General features: G+C 65.2%; 16 protein-coding genes. 11 read left to right on the top strand and 5 right to left on the bottom strand.

Translation table 11 applies throughout. From position 1 onward, the window contains the following. Positions 1–2,826: a monovalent cation/H+ antiporter subunit A gene (locus H9L16_RS07320; RefSeq protein WP_187553864.1), complete on the bottom strand. Its 2,826-nt coding sequence runs from the start codon at positions 2,824–2,826 to the stop codon at positions 1–3. Between the two features lie 135 nt (positions 2,827–2,961). Between H9L16_RS07320 and H9L16_RS07325 the strand changes: the two genes are divergently transcribed. Next, positions 2,962–3,834 carry an SDR family oxidoreductase gene (locus tag H9L16_RS07325; RefSeq protein WP_229796630.1) on the top strand — a complete coding sequence of 291 codons (873 nt, stop codon included), beginning with the start codon at positions 2,962–2,964 and terminating at the stop codon, positions 3,832–3,834. A gap of 3 nt (positions 3,835–3,837) precedes the next feature. On the opposite strand, the gene H9L16_RS07330 is transcribed toward H9L16_RS07325, so the two are convergent. After that, on the bottom strand, positions 3,838–4,740 hold the full coding sequence (locus H9L16_RS07330; protein WP_187553866.1) for a DMT family transporter: 903 nt from the start codon (positions 4,738–4,740) through the stop codon (positions 3,838–3,840). 7 nt (positions 4,741–4,747) lie between these two features. Next, positions 4,748–5,248, bottom strand: a complete 501-nt coding sequence (locus H9L16_RS07335) for an Mpo1 family 2-hydroxy fatty acid dioxygenase (protein ID WP_187553867.1) — start codon at positions 5,246–5,248, stop codon at positions 4,748–4,750. Positions 5,249–5,424: 176 nt separating this feature from the next. On the opposite strand from H9L16_RS07335, the gene H9L16_RS07340 reads away from it, so the two are divergent. Both H9L16_RS07340 and H9L16_RS07345 read left to right on the top strand, forming a co-directional pair. Then, complete coding sequence (locus tag H9L16_RS07340) at positions 5,425–6,246, top strand: hypothetical protein (RefSeq protein WP_187553868.1); 822 nt, start codon at positions 5,425–5,427, stop codon at positions 6,244–6,246. A 206-nt stretch (positions 6,247–6,452) separates the two neighbouring features. Continuing rightward, positions 6,453–7,055, top strand: a complete 603-nt coding sequence (locus H9L16_RS07345; protein ID WP_187553869.1) for a hypothetical protein — start codon at positions 6,453–6,455, stop codon at positions 7,053–7,055. A 21-nt stretch (positions 7,056–7,076) separates the two neighbouring features. Here H9L16_RS07345 and H9L16_RS07350 read toward each other — a convergent pair whose 3' ends face one another. Continuing rightward, on the bottom strand, positions 7,077–7,973 hold the full coding sequence (locus H9L16_RS07350) for a phosphoribosylaminoimidazolesuccinocarboxamide synthase (RefSeq protein ID WP_187553870.1): 897 nt from the start codon (positions 7,971–7,973) through the stop codon (positions 7,077–7,079). A gap of 115 nt (positions 7,974–8,088) precedes the next feature. Between H9L16_RS07350 and H9L16_RS07355 the strand changes: the two genes are divergently transcribed. Next, positions 8,089–8,418, top strand: coding sequence for a J domain-containing protein (locus H9L16_RS07355; protein WP_187554095.1), 330 nt, complete (start codon positions 8,089–8,091; stop codon positions 8,416–8,418). Positions 8,419–8,489: 71 nt separating this feature from the next. Here H9L16_RS07355 and H9L16_RS07360 read toward each other — a convergent pair whose 3' ends face one another. Then, entirely contained in the window at positions 8,490–9,332 is an 843-nt protein-coding gene (locus tag H9L16_RS07360; protein ID WP_187553871.1) for an outer membrane protein, read from the bottom strand. 148 nt (positions 9,333–9,480) lie between these two features. Between H9L16_RS07360 and rpe the strand changes: the two genes are divergently transcribed. The 7 genes from rpe (at position 9,481) to trpD (ending at position 16,499) form a co-directional block, all read left to right on the top strand. After that, entirely contained in the window at positions 9,481–10,164 is a 684-nt protein-coding gene (gene rpe / locus H9L16_RS07365; protein WP_187553872.1) for a ribulose-phosphate 3-epimerase, read from the top strand. Positions 10,165–10,196: 32 nt separating this feature from the next. Then, on the top strand, positions 10,197–11,345 hold the full coding sequence (locus H9L16_RS07370) for a lactonase family protein (protein ID WP_229796659.1): 1,149 nt from the start codon (positions 10,197–10,199) through the stop codon (positions 11,343–11,345). Positions 11,346–11,521: 176 nt separating this feature from the next. After that, on the top strand, positions 11,522–12,478 hold the full coding sequence (yegS, locus tag H9L16_RS07375; RefSeq protein WP_187553873.1) for a lipid kinase YegS: 957 nt from the start codon (positions 11,522–11,524) through the stop codon (positions 12,476–12,478). A 102-nt stretch (positions 12,479–12,580) separates the two neighbouring features. Then, positions 12,581–14,071: an anthranilate synthase component I gene (gene trpE / locus H9L16_RS07380; RefSeq protein ID WP_187553874.1), complete on the top strand. Its 1,491-nt coding sequence runs from the start codon at positions 12,581–12,583 to the stop codon at positions 14,069–14,071. A 20-nt stretch (positions 14,072–14,091) separates the two neighbouring features. Beyond that, a complete protein-coding gene (locus tag H9L16_RS07385) occupies positions 14,092–14,883 on the top strand; it encodes an AbiJ-NTD4 domain-containing protein (RefSeq protein ID WP_223158189.1) in 792 nt (263 codons plus the stop codon). A gap of 1 nt (position 14,884) precedes the next feature. Beyond that, on the top strand, positions 14,885–15,463 hold the full coding sequence (locus tag H9L16_RS07390) for an anthranilate synthase component II (RefSeq protein WP_187553876.1): 579 nt from the start codon (positions 14,885–14,887) through the stop codon (positions 15,461–15,463). A 1-nt stretch (position 15,464) separates the two neighbouring features. Further along, a complete protein-coding gene (gene trpD / locus H9L16_RS07395) occupies positions 15,465–16,499 on the top strand; it encodes an anthranilate phosphoribosyltransferase (protein WP_187553877.1) in 1,035 nt (344 codons plus the stop codon). Positions 16,500–16,508: the final 9 nt, after the last annotated feature.

The raw sequence follows: 16,508 nt of genomic DNA on the forward strand, positions 1-16,508 counted from the left end.
TCATCGCAGTTCCCCGGTGCGGGTGGAGCGGGTGCCAGGCTGCAGCACGCCCATGCGCGAGCTGCGCGTGCGCGAGGGCTTGATCGTGCCCAGCATCGACAGGATCAGCATCGCCCCGCCGAACACCACCAGGTACACGCCGGTATCGAACACCATCGCACTGGCCAGCGGCAGTTCGCCAACGAGTGGAAGCCAAGGCTCCGCATGCCCGCTGGTCAGGAACGGCAGGCCGAACACCAGTGGCGCGATGCCGCCGATCGCGGCCACCACAAGGCCCACGCCGATGCAGCGGACGTAGTCGAAGCCGAACCGCGACTCCACCGAGGCCGCGCCCTGGATCACGTACTGGATCAGCAGCGGCACCGCCAGCACCAGCCCGGCGATGAAGCCGCCGCCGGGCGCGTTGTGGCCGCGCAGGAACAGGAACACCGACACCGTCAGGGTCAGCGGGAACATCAGCTGGGCGAGGTCGGCCGGCACCGGCAACTGCACCGGCGGCCCCGGCATCACCCGCTCCGGCAACAGCCGGGTGCGTCGCAGCAGCGCGTGCACGATCAGCGCGGCGATGGCGAACACGGTGATCTCGCCGAAGGTATCGAAGCCGCGGAAGTCGACCAGGATCACGTTGACCACGTTGCGGCCGTAGGCCTCCGGCAGCGAGCGCGCGAGCATTTCCGCGCCGGCGGGATCGGGTGCGCCGCGGGTCATCACCGCATACGCCAGCAGGCCGATGCCCAGGCCGGCCGCGCTGGCCACGGCGATATCGCGCAGGCGTCGGCGCGGGGTGCGTTCCGGCGGCGAACGCGGTGGCAGGTAATGCAGGCCCAGCAGCAGCAGTGCCAGGCTGACCATTTCCACCAGCAACTGGGTCAGCGCCAGGTCCGGTGCCGACAGGAACACGAAGGCCAGGCTCATCATCAATCCGGCTCCACCCAGCACCACCAGCGCCAGCAGGCGCTGCCGGTACAGGCGAATGGTGAACGCGGTGCAGGCGATCAGGATCAGCCAGCACAGCCAGCCGAGCAGCGGCATCGGTTGCGGCGCATGCCAGGCCAGCGGTGCGTGGTTGCCGGACAGGAACGGCGCGGCACCCGCGGCGATCGCCGCCAGCACCAGCCACAGCAGGCTGCGTTGCAGGCTGCCGTTGGCGATGGTGTCGGTGAAGCGATCGGCCAGGGTGGACAGCGCCTGCATGTTCCAGCCGAACACGCTGCGCGCCAGCGAGTGGCGGACGATGGCGTGCAGGTCCAGCAACCGGCGCAGGCCGAAGTACAGGACGAAGCCGCCCAGCATCCCGCCGATGCTCATCAGCAGTGGCTGGTTGATGCCGTGCCACACGGCCAGGTCGAAGGTCGGTGCCGCCGGCCCCAGCGTGCCTTCGGCGGCCGCGCGCAGTGCCGTCTGCACGGTCAGCGCCGGCAGCATGCCCACGCCGAGGCACAGCGCCACCAGCACCGCGACCGGGATGCGCATCCACACCGGCGGCTCGTGCGGCATCGTCGGCAAGTTGCGCGGGCCCTTGCCGAAGAAGGTGTCGTGGACGAAGCGCAGGCTGTAGGCCACGCCCAGCACGCCGGCCAGCACCGCGGTGATGCCGACGAACCACTGCATGCCGTCGTGCGCCTCGATCTGCAGGGCCTCGGCGAAGAACATTTCCTTCGACAAAAAGCCGTTGAGCAGCGGGATGCCGGCCATCGCCAGCGAAGCCACGATCGCCAGCGCGCTGGTCCACGGCAGGAAGCGCCGCAGGTTGCCGAGCTGGCGCATGTCGCGGGTGCCGCATTCGTGGTCGATGATGCCGGCGGCCATGAACAGCGACGCCTTGAAGGTGGCGTGGTTGATGATGTGGAACAGCCCCGCGACCACCGCCATCGGCGTGGACAGGCCGAACAGCAGGGTGATCAGGCCCAGGTGGGAGATCGTCGAATACGCCAGCAGCCCCTTCAGGTCGTGCTGGAAAATCGCGTACCACGCACCGACCAGCAGGGTGATCGCACCGATGGTGGTGACCACGTCGAAGAACAGTTCGGTGCCGGCCAGCGCGGGATGCAGGCGCGCCAGCAGGAACACCCCGCACTTCACCATCGTCGCCGAATGCAGGTAGGCGGACACCGGCGTGGGCGCGGCCATCGCCTGCGGCAGCCAGAAGTGGAACGGGAATTGCGCGCTCTTGGTGAAGATGCCGGCCAGCACCAGCATCAGGATCGCCGGGTAGTGCCCGCTGGCGCGGATCGCATCGCCGGAGGCGAGTACCACGTCCAGGTCGTAGCTGCCGACCACGCGGCCGATCAGCAGCACGCCGCCGAGCAGGGCCAATCCGCCGGCACCGGTGATCGCCAGCGCCAGTTGCGCACCCTGGCGGGCGTCCTGGCGATGCGTCCAGTAGCCGATCAGCAGGAACGAACTGATGCTGGTCAGTTCCCACGACACCACCAGCAACAGCAGGTTGCCGGCCAGCACCACGCCCAGCATCGAACCCATGAACAGCAGCAGGCAGGCGAAGAAGCGCGGCGCGCAATCCTCCGCGGACAGGTAGTAACGCGCATACATCACCACCAGCGCGCCGATGCCCAGCACCAGCCCGGCGAACATCCACGCCAATCCGTCCAAGCGCAGGTGCAGGAACAGGCCGATCTCCGGCAGCCACGGCAATCGCAGCGACGGAACCTGGCCGTCCAGCACCGCCGGTGTCAGCCACGCCAGCAAGCCCAGCCCGACCAGTGGCGCCAATGCCGCGACCCACGCCAGCGCGCGATCGGAGGCACCGCGCATCGTGGTCAGGGCCAGCGCCATCAGGAACGGCAGGGCCAGGAGCAGCAGGAGCATCGGGGATCCGTGGAAGCGAGCGGCGAGCCGACAGCCGCGTCCGTTCGAGTTTAACCGATGCCATCGCGCTGCCCGCCCTCGGTATCCTGTGCGCATGCAATGCATGCAACACCTCCCCTCACGCCAACCCGCGCAATGAAGACCGCCCTGGTGTTCGGTGCCAGCGGCCAGATCGGCCTGCCGCTGCTGGATCGGTTGGGCGATGCCGGCTGGCGGGTGCATGCGCTGTCGCGGCAGGCGCGCTCGGACACGCCGGGCCGGCACTGGCTGCAGGGCGACTTCGCGCGGATGCCGGCATTGCCTCGCGAGGTGGATGCGCTTTTCAGCTGCGGTCCGCTGGATCTGTTCGCGCGCTGGTACGCCACGGCAACCATCGCGTCGCCGCGGGTAATCGCGTTCGGCTCGACCAGCGCCACCAGCAAGCATGCCTCCGACGACGAACACGAACGCGATCTCGCTCGTCGCCTGCTCGGCGCGGAAGCGGCGGTGTTCCAAGCCAGCGAGCAGCGCGGTGCCAGCGCGACGATGCTGCGCCCGACCCTGGTCTACGGCGTCGGCCGCGACGCCAGCCTGACCCGCATCGCCGGCATGGCCCGCCGCTGGGGCCGCTTCGTGTTGCCGCGTCGCGCCGATGGCCTGCGCCAGCCAGTGCATGTGCAGGACCTGGCCGATGCCGCGTTCGCCGCCAGCTTGGCGGCGGTCACCGCCGGCCGCAGTTACGAACTGCCCGGCGGCGAAACCTTGGCCTACCGCGAGATGGTGCGCCGCGTGTTGGCCTGCCTGGATCCGCCGCTGCCGCTGCTGGAATTGCCGATGCCGCTGTTCCGCGCCGCGCTGGCCGCTGCGCAGGCGCGTGGGGTGGCACGCAATCTCACGCCCGCCGCGGTGGCACGCATGCGCGAGGACCTCGCCTTCGACGCCGCGCCGGCGCGGCGCGACTTCGGCTACGCGCCGCGCGGGTTCCGGCCCGAGTCGCGTATGTTCGACGCGCCCGACCGCAGCGACTGAGCGTTACAACTCTTCGGCCGATGGCAATACGCGCTGGCGCACGCCGGCACGCAACGCGACCACCAGCACGCCGCCCAGCACCATCGCCCCGCCGATCCACAGCGCAGGCCCCGGGCGGTCGCCCCAGAACACGATGCCCAGCACGATCGCGAGCACCGGCGTGAGCAGCAGGTAGGGCGTGACCGTCGCCACCGGGTGCCGCTGCACCAGCCAGTAGAACACCCCGTGGCCGAGCAGCGACGAGAACACCGCGGCGTAGATCGCGGCACCCCATGCGATCCCGCTGGCATCGCGCAGCGCGACGAAGCTGCCGGGTTCGAACACCGCGCTGACCGCCAGCAGCGGCAACAGGCTGAGCACCGCGGTCCAGCCCTGCTGGTCGACCATGCGCACGTCCTTCAGCCCGCGCATCAGCACGGTGCCGATCGCCACCATCAACGACGAACCCATCATCACGAACAGGGCCGCCGGCTGCGCCAGCACCATTGGATCGAAGCCCAGAACCAGCACGCCGGCGAAGCTGATCGCCACGCCCACGCCGGTGCGCCAGCCGAAGCGCTCGCCCAGCACCCACCACGCCAGCAGCACCGCCATCGGCACATAGACCTGGGTGACGATCGCCGGCGAGGACAGGTCGCCGGCCAGTTTCAGTGCCAGGAAGCTGGTGCCGAAGTGCAGTACGCCGTTGAGCATCGCCACCGCGAACAGCCGCGTCCATTGCGCGCGCGGTGGCACCCGCATGAACCCCACCAGCAGCGCGGCCAGCAGGCCCATGCGCATCGCGGTGAACAGGAACGGCGGCACCTCGCGCAGGGCATGCGCGGAGGTCAGGAAATTTGTCGCCCAGAACAGGCAGATCAGCAGGACCAGGACGAGGTCGCGCCCGCGCAACCCCGTCGCGGTCATGGTGCGGTCACCACTGGATGCCGAGCTTGCGATACAGCTTCGACAGCACCCAGGCCGGGCCGATCAGCAGGTACTTGAGGTCGGTGAAGAAGCTCGGCTTCTTGCCTTCGTACAACTTGCTGTGGCCGATGAACTGCGCGATCCACGCGACCACGAACACGCCCAAGGCCAGCTTGAACAGGCCGGGCGTGCCCAACGTGTCGTGCAGCCAGCGGGTCATCCATGCCATCGCCACGAACACCGCCAGCATGCCGAAGCCGATCGCCCGCGATGCGCGGTAATAGAACATCCAGCCGCCGAACATCGCCAGCGCGGCCCACAGGCCGGCATTGAACAGCGTGCCCGGCACCGGGATGCACCACAGCAGGCCGATCACGCTCCACAGGATCAGCGGCACCGCGAATACATGGATGCGTTGGTTCATCAGGTTCACGTGGTCGCTGGAGTAATGCGCGAACCAGTGGTCGATGGGGCGGTTGCCGGCTTCTTGATGCACGGTTGCGTTCATGCTGTCTCCGGTCTGCGCGTGCGCATGGCGAGGATACTCCAACCGGCGCACGATGGATAAGTCGGGTGACTTGTGCAGTAGGAAAATTCCTAACTCAAAACAGGGAGAATTCCTATTGATCTGTTTTCCGCGTGGAGAGATAAGTTTCATGAACTTCACGAACGAAAGGAATGGAAATGGCACGGGAAAACATCAGAAAAGCGGTGCTGTCTGTGTTCGCGATGGCGCTCTGCTTCGGTCACGGTTCAGTCAGCGCGAGCGATGACATCCCAACATTGGATGCCGTAATCGCGCAGGCGGACTCGGTCCAGACGTTCTACGCGATGCTGCTGCCTCCAATTATGATTCTTGGGCCACCTATTCAATACGACCAGATTGATCCGGTCAGTAGCGAGGAAAGTGATTGCGAAAGACTCCAAAACATGACCTTCATGCTTGGATGCAGTGCGAGTGGTCTGCAGGAGCGCGATACGCTACGCAGCAAGAACTCGTATGCGGCGGGCAGCAGCATGTATCAGTTGCTTGAGTACCAAGCTCGCCCTGATACGGGTCTGTGGGCAGCCAGTGATTTCGGGAGTGCATTGAATGCATTCGAGCTTGAGTGGGCGCAGGGTGGGGATCTTCAACGGGTCTCCGAGGAATTCTTCGTGGATATTGCGGCCATCTGTAATTCCCAGTTCGCAAGTAGCGCATCGCAGGAAAACGTCAATGCTTGTATTCGCGCTGGCGGACAATTCTTGGTGGAGATGGCCAATTTCATCAATCCGCAGACGCGCAATACCTGGGTGGATGAAGTTCTCGCAGATACGTTGCAGATCAGGCCGACTTGGAGCGGGGTCAGGTTTTCCTTTTCATATAACGGAGTGTCTTCATCATTCGGATTCGATTCCATTCCAGCCGCGCTTCCAAGTTACAAGAAGAATCTCTTCAAGGACTGGGGTGCAAGCGGGTGCGAGAGGACAGGCAGGCAGCCGGTTGTCCAATCGCCTGATGCTTGAAAAGAAAAGGATGTCTCATGAGAAAGATCATATTCCTTGCCATAGTCGCCTCTCTGGTTGCTGGGTGTCAGCCAGAGTCGCAGGTGCCAGTGGAAGTCGACTCCCAACAAGAGCGTGAGTCCTCGAAGCAAACCAGTAAGCCGGCTTCTCCTGCTTACGCAGACACTCCCGTTTCGGAGGTTAACTGGCAGGAAGAGTCGGCATGGGTGGACGACAGCGCCAAGATCGACGGGCGAACCTCCATTTCGACCGCGCGTTCGCTGGAAGAGGCCAAGTGGTTGCAACGGCATGGCTTCCTGACCCGCAGCAAGATCGATTACCTGCGAGGGTTGGGGTTCACCGAGGTCGAACGTCTGGCGCGCGCAGGCAATCGCGACGCGATCCTGTTTTTGGGTGAGCAATTCATCAAGGACGGGCGCGGTGACCTGATCGTCGGGGCGCTCGACAAGCTGATCGATCGGGAGGCGTCCATTCCGGCGCTGCACTTGCGTGCCCGCTACAAAACCTCTCGGGTCACGGAAGTGCCGGGTGACCTGCCAACGGATAGTTGGCAGTGGCGGGATGCGGCGTTCGCGAGCAGTGATGCCAAGATCGATGTGGCGTCGGACTACTTTGCCGCGTATCTGCTCGGCGACTACCGGGGGTCCCAGATTGCGACGAAGATGTTCGCCTACGAGAAAAACGGATTGCCGCCGGTGGTTTACACGAACGCCGCACGCCTGGTGGCTGGCATGTCGCAGTCGGGACGCCCGATCACCCTCGACCCCAGGCCGATGCCGGATGAAGCCAGGGGCGCCAACGATTTCTGATCGAGATGGCTTGGCGGGGGCTCAGTCCACCGAGATCCCCGCGAGGCGGTCCAGCGCCTCGGCGTACTTGGCGCGAGTGCGGACGATGACGTCGGGAGGCAAGCGTGGGCCGGGCGGCGTCTTGTCCCAGTCCAGCGTTTCCAGGTAGTCGCGCACGAACTGCTTGTCGTAGCTCGGTGGGCTGGTGCCGACCCTGTACTCGTCCGCAGGCCAGTAGCGGCTGGAATCCGGCGTCAGCACCTCGTCCATCACGTAGAGCTTGCCGTCGTCGTCGGTACCGAACTCGAACTTGGTGTCGGCCAGGATGATCCCGCGCGTGGCCGCGACGTCGCGAGCGAAGGCGTACAGCGCCAGGGTCGCATCGCGCACCTTCTCCGCGCGCTCGCGGCCGACCAGATTGACCGCCGTGGCGAAATCGATGTTCTCGTCATGGTCGCCGACCGCGGCCTTGGTCGACGGCGTGAAGATCGGCGTATCGAGTTGCTGCGCCTGCTGCAGGCCCGGCGGCAACGCAAGGCCGCTGATGGCGCCACTGCGCTGGTAGTCCTTCCAGCCGCTGCCGATCACGTAGCCGCGCGCGATGCATTCCACCGGCACCGGGGTCAGTTTCTTCGTCACCACCGCGCGCTTGGCGTACAGGGTCGGATCGACGCCGGCTGGCAACACCGACGCAACCTCGATGCTGGTCAGGTGGTTGTCGATGATGTGTCTCGTCTGCTCGAACCAGAAATTGCTGATCTGGCAGAGCATCTCGCCCTTGCCCGGGATCGGGTCGGGCAGGACCACGTCGAACGCGCTGAGGCGGTCGGTCGCGACCATCAACAGCGTGTCATTGTCCAGGTCGAACACATCGCGGACCTTCCCGCGGTGGCGCAGGGTCAGGCCGGGCAAGTCGGATTGCAGCAGGGTGGTAGCCATTCGCGGGTGGTGGGCATCGTGGGGCGCACAGTGTAGCGGCCGCCCCATGCAGGGGCGGTCCCCCGTGGCAGCTGATGCACAGCCCGCCCCGTGGCAGCCTAGTAAGATGACCCCCATGAAACGCTGGTACGGCAAATTCTTCGGACTGATCGCAGGCTGGCTGCTGTTCCGCCATCCTGCCGGCGGGCTATTGGGCCTGCTGATCGGGCATGCCTTCGATGCCGACTGGTTCAAGTCCGCGCGCGACAACCCCTACGGCGTGCTCGAAGTGTCCAGCGATGCCACCGACGCCGACGTCGAGCGCGCCTATCGCCGGCTGATCTCGCAATACCACCCGGACCGCCTCGCCGGCGCTGCCCCGGAACTGCAGCAGCAGGCCGAGGAAAAGGCCCGCGAGATCAACACCGCTTACGACCGCATCAAGACCCTGCGCAAAAAAGCCTGACCTGCCGTTGCCGGCAAGCCAGGCCAAGGATCCCCCATGGGATCAGGAGCGTCGGGTCAGGGCACGTCGTGTCAGAAGCGGAAGTTCAAGGTCAGCTGCAGGGTGTCCAGGTCCAGGCGGTCGTCACTGCGAAGCATGTCGGTGCCGTTGGCGTTGACCAGCAGGAACGGATTGGTCGCCGGTGCGGTACCGCGGCTGACCCGCACGCGTGTGTCTTCGTCGTCCAGTCGCGTGCGCAGGTATTCCAGCCCCAGCGAGACGTTGCCGGCGATCTTGCGCTCCACGCCCAGACCGAACTGCACGCCGTCGGCGTCGCCGGAATCGGTCAGGTCGAATGCATTGGCGGTGTTGGTGGTCTCGAAGCGGTTATTGAGCTTGGCCCGGACCGCGCCTGCGGTGGCATAGGCCAGCCAGTCGTTGTCCTGCCCGAATGCCATGCCCGCGCGTGCGCGCACCGCGATGGTGTTGTCCAGCTCGCGGATCATCGCGTACGAGGCGGGCGTGGTGCTGAAGCCGCTGACGCCGTCGCGGGCGTCGTGCTTGTTGTACTCGGCGAGCGCACCGAACACCCAGTTGCCCATCTGCCAGTCGTAACCCATGCGCGCGCCGAGGGTGCTGCCGCCGCGGTCGTCGAAGCAGCCTTCGCCCGGCGTGCGGCCGGTGGCGATGCCGCCGCAGAATCCGGGCAAGAAGGCATCCGCGCCGGAGCCGGTGCGCACGGTGTCGCCGAACGTGCCGTCCAGGTTGTTATCGAACAGCAGCGTGCCGTCATCGCCGCCGCGCGGGTCGGTGTTGCCGATGCTGGTGCCGACGTAGAAGCCCGACCACTTGTCGGCTGCGTCATCCGATTGCGCCAAAGCGGGGCCGGCCGTCGCAGCCAGCGCGAGGAAAAGCAGGGTATTCCTGACCATCATCATCGATCCTTCGAAAACGTGATTGCTTACGGGTCCCGTGGATACGCGGCGGGATCGGGCCCGGATGCAGTCGGCATCGCCGATCCTGAATGAATGGGCGGGTTCGGTTCACACGCTAGAATCGCGCCACCGCCGATCGGGGATTCCCATGCTGCCTGCCGTCATCGCCCCGTCCATCCTGTCTGCCAACTTCGCGAAACTCGGCGAAGAGGTCGACAACGTGCTTGCCGCCGGCGCGGACTGGGTGCACTTCGATGTGATGGACAATCATTACGTGCCCAACCTCACCATCGGCCCGCTGGTCTGCGAGGCGCTGCGCGCGCATGGCGTGACCGCGCCGATCGACGTGCACCTGATGGTCGAGCCGGTGGACCGGATCGTTCCCGACTTCGCCAAGGCTGGCGCATCGATCATCAGCTTCCATCCGGAAGCCAGCCGGCATGTGCATCGCACGATCCAGCTGATCCAGTCGCATGGTTGCCAGGCCGGACTGGTGTTGAATCCGGGCACGCCGACCGAGGTGCTGGACTACGTGCTGGAGGATATCGACCTGGTGCTGCTGATGTCGGTAAACCCCGGTTTCGGCGGGCAGGCATTCATTCCCTCTACGCTCGACAAGCTGCGCAAGGTGCGGGCGATGATCGATGCGACCGGCAAGCCGATCCGGCTGGAGGTCGATGGCGGGGTGAATGCGGACAACATCGGCGCGATCGCCGCGGCCGGTGCCGATGCCTTCGTCGCCGGCAGCGCGATTTTCCGCGAGCCGCGCACGCGTGAAGCGTATGCGGACAGCATTGCGCGCATGCGCCAAGCCGTGGGGGCGGCGCGTTGAGCGGCGTCGGGGGACGGCGCTCGTTGAAGCTGGTGTCGCTGCTCGCGCTCGCTTGCGCCATCGCGATGCCCGGCATGACCCGCGCGCAATCGCTTGACCTGCTGGTCGGCTCGTACACCGAGGGCGATGCAGCAGGTCTGTATCTGTATGCGTTCGATGTCGAAACGGGCCGCATCGCCGCGCAGCCCAGGCAGTCGCTGCAGACCCACAACCCGTCCTGGCTGGTGGTCGCGCCGGACCAGCGCAATGTCTATGCGATCAACGAAAACGGCCCGGGCAATCCGGATCCCATGGGTCGGGTCACCCGCTTTTCGCTGTCGGACACGCATGTGCTGCAGGAGCAGGAGCGCGTCTCCAGCCTGTCCGATCATCCGACCCACGCCTCGATGTCGGGGGATGGACGCCATCTGTTCGTCGCCAATTATTCGGGTGATGCGCAGCCTGGTGGTTTGCTGACGGTGGTGCCGATCGATGGACAGGGTCGCCTGAGCGCCGCCACCCAGGTCGAGAGCTACCAGGGCAGCAATGCGAACCCGACCCGACAGGCGTCCAGCCATGTGCATGCGGCCACGGTGTCGCCGGATGGCCGGCATGTGCTGGTGGCGGACCTGGGTGGTGATCGCGTTTACGTGTACCGATACGCCCAAGGCGCGAACGCCGAGCGTCCGTTGCAAGCCGCTACGCCCGCGCATGTGCAGTTCCCGGCCGGCAGCGGCCCGCGCCACGTGGCGTTTTCCAACGACGGCCGGCATGCCTACGTCACCCTGGAAATGACCGGGCAGGTCGCCGAGCTGGACTTCGATGACGGTGCGGCGCGTATGCGTCGCATCCACGAGCTGGCACCTGCCGGTTTTACTGGCGCACACGGCGCGGGCGCGATCCATCTTTCCGCCGATGGACGATTCCTGTACGCCGTGAATCGCGGCGACGACCATCACATCGTGGCGTTCTCGGTCGGCGCTGACGGTGCGTTGACGCCGTTGCAACGGCGTCCGACCGAAGCCGCCAGCACCCGCGAATTCACCATCACGCCGGACGGGCGCTTCCTGTTGCTCGCGATCCAGGGCGCAAACGCGCTGGCCGTGCTGCGACGCAACCCCGCCAGTGGATTGCTGGGCGACACCGTGCAGACCTTGCCACTGCCGAAGCCGTCGTTCCTGCAATTCCTGCGGCCGAACTGAGCGGCGAACAGGCAAAAAAAACCGATGCCGCCATGGGGAGGGGAGCGGCACCGGTCTGGAAGAGTGGGGCGTCCTGCCCATCCGTCGTCCCTGCGATGGACTCTCATCATCCGGATCAACCGTGACGCGCGTGTGACATCCGCGCGGTCTTAACGCGTTCCCGCTAGCCTGTGCGCATGACGACCTCCACCACACCGCGCTGGCGATTGATCCTCAACGGCAAATCCGCTGGCGACGATGATGTCCGCGAGGCCGTGGCGGCCCTGCGCGATGCAGGCGTGCAGCTCGACGTGCGGGTCACCTGGGAAGCTGGCGATGCCGAGCGCTACGTGGCCGAGGCGATCGATGACGGCATCGACACCATCGTGGCCGGCGGCGGCGATGGCACGCTGAGCGAAGTCGCCACCACGCTGGCGCATCGCGATGAATCTGCCGACGCGCTGCCCACCCTCGGCTTGTTGCCGTTGGGCACTGCCAACGACTTCGCCCGCGCGGCCGGTATCCCCGACGAGCCGGAGGCCGCATTGCGCCTGCTCCTGCAGGCACCTGCGACACCGATCGACCTGCTGAAGCTCGATGCCAACGGTGAGACCCATTGGGCCGCGAACCTGGCCAGCGGCGGCTTCGGCACCCAGGTCACCACCGAGACCCATGAAGGCCTGAAAAAACTGCTGGGCGGCCTGGCCTATGTGTTGACCGGACTGTCGAAGCTGGGCCGTATCGAACCGTTGCAGGCGCGCGTGCAGGGACCCGGCTTCGATTGGGAAGGCGACTTCATCGCGCTGGGCATCGGCAATGGCCGACAGGCGGGTGGCGGGCAGGCGCTGTGTCCGGATGCGCTGGTCAACGACGGCTTGCTCGATGTGACCATCGTGCCGCCACTCGAAGGTGATCTGCTGGCGACCTTCGGTACCGCGATGACCGAAGGCAAGGACGCCGCGCTCGACCGTGTCGCAGTCCGCCGGGTGTTGCCGTGGGTCGAGATTCAGGCCAAGCAGCCATTGACCCTCAACCTCGACGGCGAGCCGGTCGAGGCCATGACATTCCGGATCGAATGCATGCCGCATCGGTTGCGCATGCACCTGCCGGCCGATTGCCCGCTGCGCGGGAATCCAGCTAAAGTTGCGCCATGAACCGGGCGACCCCGTCTTTCGAGCATGGTTGGCGATGGTGGCGAGATTCCGCCGCCCAGACATTCTGTCTGCCTGCCCGCATGCCCATGAAGGACGCTCCGCTTGATCACCTCTGCCCAGTTCGCACAGCACGCCGCTGACGGCTTCAATCTCGTGCCCGTGGTGCGTGAGGTCCTGTCGGACCTCGACACGCCGCTCTCGGTGTACCTGAAGCTGGCCGACGGCCCGCATACCTACCTGTTCGAGTCGGTCGAAGGCGGCGAGCGTTTCGGCCGCCATTCGATCATCGGACTGCCGGCGCGGCGCGTGTACGAATTCCGCGGCCACACGCTGGAAGTTCGCGAACACGGCGACGTCGTCGAGACCCGCGAGGTCGCCGATCCGCTGGCCGAAGTCGAATCGCTTCGCGCCGCGCACAAGGTGCCGAAACTCGATGGCTTGCCCGGCTTTGCGGGTGGCCTGGTCGGCTGGTTCGGTTTCGAGTGCATCGAATACATCGAGCCGAGACTCAAGGCGAATCCGAAGCCTGACCAACTCGGCACGCCCGACATCCTGCTGATGCTCAGCGATGAACTGGCGGTGTTCGACAACCTCAAGGGCCGGCTGTACCTGATCGTGCACGCCGATCCGCGCGAACCGCAGGCATGGGCGCGCGCGAATCGTCGGCTCGATGCGCTGAGCCATCGGCTGCGCCACGGTGGCGCGCCGTATCCGGAAACGCTGGTGCCGGCCGCGATCGACGAATCCGATTTCCGCTCCAGCTTCACCCGCGAGCAGTACCACGCGGTGGTGCGCAAGGCGCAGGAGTACATCCGTGCCGGGGATATCTTCCAGGTTGTTCCAAGCCAGCGCCTGAGCGTGCCGTTCAGCGCGCGCCCGGTCGATGTGTATCGCGCGTTGCGTGCGCTGAATCCGTCGCCCTACATGTATTTCCTCGATACCGGCGCGACCCAGGTCGTCGGCTCGTCGCCGGAAATCCTCGCGCGCCTGCAACACGACGCGACCGGCAAGGGCACGGTCACCGTGCGCCCGATCGCCGGGACACGCCCGCGCGGCAAGACCGTGGACGAAGACAGCGCACTCGAGGCCGAATTGCTGGCCGATCCGAAGGAGCGTGCCGAGCATCTGATGCTGATCGACCTCGGCCGAAATGATGTGGGCCGCATCAGTCAGGCCGGCAGCGTGCAGGTCGGCGAGCAATTCGTGATCGAGCGCTACAGCCACGTCATGCACATCGTCAGCGAAGTCACCGGTACGCTGAAGCCGGGCCTGAGCTACGCCGACGTGCTGCGCGCCACGTTCCCCGCCGGTACCGTCAGCGGCGCGCCGAAGATCCGCGCGCTGGAAGTCATCCGCGAACTGGAACCGGTGAAGCGCAACGTGTATTCCGGCGCCGTCGGCTACATCGGCTGGCACGGCGACGCCGACACCGCCATCGCCATCCGCACCGCGGTCATCCAGGACGGTCGATTGCATGTGCAGGCCGGCGGCGGCGTGGTCTACGACTCCGACCCAGATGCGGAGTGGTTGGAGACGATGAACAAGGGGCGCGCGCTGTTCCGCGCGGTGGCAGAAGCGGCGAGGGGGTTGTGATGTCGACGTTTAGCCAGAGAATGGGCCTGAAGTCCATCAACCAGCTCGTTCAATTGGAAAGCATGAACGACGATCTAAGGGTTGGTCTCTGGAACGCCTTGGACAGGGATTTGTTTGCGAAAGAGCGGTTCAACGACTCGGACTTCACAGAAGCCCTATGGCGCTACTACTTCAAGTGGCCAGTGGACAGTAGGCCTATCACTAACAACGGCTTTGGGGCTGGCTACACCAGAGTATGGGAGCAAATTCGAAAGCATTTCTTTGAGGGTAGTTGGAACGAGGTTTATGACTTTGTTGAGTTCGTGCTTCGTTGCTATCCGCACGACCGTGAAATTCGTCGCGCGATTGAAGTAACGCTGGCCAGAGAGAATTCGGGGTACCGGCTGATTGTTGGGAATTTGTCTCCCATTTCCGATGAAGGAGAGGTGCGGGAAGTCGCCGCAGCAATTGAGGATGCAAACGCTCCAGTCAAAGAACATTTGCGAACAGCGCTTTCTTTTCTGACAGACAGAAAGAATCCCGATTACAGGAACTCGATTAAGGAATCCATCTCGGGTGTTGAGGCGATGGCGAAAGTCGTGACCGGTGATTCAAAGGCCACGTTAGGTGATGCGCTAAAAATCCTCGAGCGAAATGGAAAGTTGCATCCTGCTCTGAAAGAAGCATTTTCTAAGTTGTATGGATACACGAGTGATGCGGACGGGATTCGTCACGCATTAATGGGCGAAAGCAATCTCAGTCAAGCCGACGCTCGATATTTCTTGATCGTGTGTAGTGCCTTCATAAACCTGTTGAAAGTTCAGGCGAGTTGACATGCTGCTGATGATCGACAACTACGACAGCTTCACCTACAACCTCGTGCAGTACCTGCAGGCGCTGGGTGCCGAGGTGCGCGTCGAGCGCAACGACGCGTTGCCCTTGGACGAGATCGAAAAACTCGCGCCGCAACGCATCGTCATTTCGCCGGGGCCGTGCACGCCGAACGAGGCGGGCGTATCGATGGCGGTGATCGAGCGCCTGGGTGCGACCACCCCGATCCTCGGCGTCTGCCTGGGCCACCAGAGCATGGGCCAGGTCTACGGCGGCGACGTGATCCGCGCCGGACGGATCATGCACGGCAAGACCTCGCAGATCCGCCACGAGGGCAAGGGTGTATTCGCTGGCCTGCCGGACCGGTACGAAGCCACCCGTTACCACTCGCTGGTGGTGGACAAGACCACGCTACCGGAGTGCCTGGAAATCACCGCATGGACCGACAACGAGGATGGCTCGATGGAGGAGATCATGGGTCTGCGCCATCGCGAGTATCCGGTGGAAGGCGTGCAGTTCCATCCAGAATCCATCCTGACCCAGCATGGCCATGCGCTGCTGAAGAATTTCCTGGAACGTTGAAATGACTTTCACCCCGCAACACGCACTGCAACGCGCGATCGAGCATCGCGAGATCTTCTTCGACGAGATGGTCGAACTGATGCGGCAGGTGATGCGCGGTGAGGTCTCGCCGGCGATGACCGCGGCGATCCTCACCGGCCTGCGGGTGAAGAAGGAAACCGTCGGCGAGATCGCCGCGGCGGCGACCGTGCTGCGCGAGTTCGCGCGGCCGGTGCACGTGGCGGATCGCACCGGCCTGGTCGACATCGTCGGCACCGGCGGCGATGGCGCGCATACCTTCAACATCTCGACCGCAAGCATGTTCGTCGTTGCCGCCGCAGGCGCGAAAGTCGCCAAGCACGGCAACCGCAGCGTGTCGTCGAAGTCGGGCAGCGCGGATGTGCTGGAAGCGCTCGGCGCGAACATCGAATTGCAGCCGGAACAGGTGGCGACCTGCATCGAGCGCTGCGGGATCGGCTTCATGTTCGCGCCGGTGCATCACCCGGCGATGAAAGTGGTGGCACCGGTCCGCAAGGAAATGGGCGTGCGCACGCTGTTCAACATCCTCGGCCCGCTGACCAATCCGGCCGGCGCGCCGAACATCCTGATGGGCGTGTTCCATCCGGACCTGGTCGGGATCCAGGTGCGCGTATTGCAGGAACTCGGCGCGCAGCGCGCGCTGGTGGTCTGGGGTCGCGACGGCATGGATGAACTGTCGCTGGGAGCCGGCACCCTGGTCGGCGAACTGCGCGACGGCAAGGTCCGCGAATACGAACTGCACCCGGAGGACTTCGGCATCCCGATGGCGCACAGCCGCAACCTCAAGGTGGCGGACGCCGAGCAATCGATGGCGATGCTGCTGCAGGCTCTGGACAACCACGAAGGTCTGCCGCGGCAGATCGTGGCCTACAACGCAGGCGCGGCGCTGTATGCGGCCGGCGTGGCGGAGGATATCGGCGACGGCATCGCGCGCGCGCGCAAGGCGATCGCGTCGGGCGCGGCGCGGGCGAAGCTGGACGAGTTCATCGGAACCACGCAGGCGCTGGCCGGCGCTTGACGCTGCATC

Source organism: Thermomonas carbonis (genome assembly GCF_014396975.1).
In the GTDB taxonomy this organism is placed as follows: domain Bacteria; phylum Pseudomonadota; class Gammaproteobacteria; order Xanthomonadales; family Xanthomonadaceae; genus Thermomonas; species Thermomonas carbonis.

Coding starts and splice junctions, on each gene's coding strand:
- H9L16_RS07330 (WP_187553866.1), bottom strand. CDS start 4,740: ATGACCGCGACGGGGTTGCGCGGGCGCGACCTCGTCCTGGTCCTGCTG.
- H9L16_RS07335 (WP_187553867.1), bottom strand. CDS start 5,248: ATGAACGCAACCGTGCATCAAGAAGCCGGCAACCGCCCCATCGACCAC.
- H9L16_RS07320 (WP_187553864.1), bottom strand. CDS start 2,826: ATGCTCCTGCTGCTCCTGGCCCTGCCGTTCCTGATGGCGCTGGCCCTG.
- H9L16_RS07355 (WP_187554095.1), top strand. CDS start 8,089: ATGAAACGCTGGTACGGCAAATTCTTCGGACTGATCGCAGGCTGGCTG.
- trpD (WP_187553877.1), top strand. CDS start 15,465: ATGACTTTCACCCCGCAACACGCACTGCAACGCGCGATCGAGCATCGC.
- H9L16_RS07340 (WP_187553868.1), top strand. CDS start 5,425: ATGGCACGGGAAAACATCAGAAAAGCGGTGCTGTCTGTGTTCGCGATG.
- yegS (WP_187553873.1), top strand. CDS start 11,522: ATGACGACCTCCACCACACCGCGCTGGCGATTGATCCTCAACGGCAAA.
- H9L16_RS07350 (WP_187553870.1), bottom strand. CDS start 7,973: ATGGCTACCACCCTGCTGCAATCCGACTTGCCCGGCCTGACCCTGCGC.
- H9L16_RS07390 (WP_187553876.1), top strand. CDS start 14,885: ATGCTGCTGATGATCGACAACTACGACAGCTTCACCTACAACCTCGTG.
- H9L16_RS07360 (WP_187553871.1), bottom strand. CDS start 9,332: ATGATGGTCAGGAATACCCTGCTTTTCCTCGCGCTGGCTGCGACGGCC.
- H9L16_RS07325 (WP_229796630.1), top strand. CDS start 2,962: ATGAAGACCGCCCTGGTGTTCGGTGCCAGCGGCCAGATCGGCCTGCCG.
- H9L16_RS07385 (WP_223158189.1), top strand. CDS start 14,092: ATGGGCCTGAAGTCCATCAACCAGCTCGTTCAATTGGAAAGCATGAAC.
- rpe (WP_187553872.1), top strand. CDS start 9,481: ATGCTGCCTGCCGTCATCGCCCCGTCCATCCTGTCTGCCAACTTCGCG.